Raw genomic sequence first — 271 nt, forward strand, 5'->3', positions numbered from 1 at the left:
CTTCAAACCCTTCCGTACGGCTCGCGACAAACGCCTGGTCGTAGAGGTTCTCCTCAATAATGACATGCCCCATCGCATTCAACAGCGCGATGTTCGAGCCGTTTTTCAGTGCGATGTGCATATCCGCAATGCGCGCGGTTTCAATTTTACGCGGATCGCAGACGATGATTTTCGCCCCGTTCTGTTTGGCGCGAATAACGTGATTCGCGACGATAGGGTGAGAATCCGCCGGGTTATAGCCGAAGATGAACACCAGATCGGTGTTATCTAT

1 protein-coding gene is annotated in these 271 nt (G+C 52.0%); it reads right to left on the minus strand.

The window, feature by feature from the left end; genetic code table 11:
* The coding region (locus RTW80_RS29335) for a molybdopterin-dependent oxidoreductase (RefSeq protein ID WP_312721640.1) at positions 1-271 on the minus strand (271 nt) is incomplete at both ends.

This window comes from Escherichia sp. AM3, from assembly GCF_032029835.1.
In the GTDB taxonomy this organism is placed as follows: domain Bacteria; phylum Pseudomonadota; class Gammaproteobacteria; order Enterobacterales; family Enterobacteriaceae; genus Escherichia; species Escherichia coli.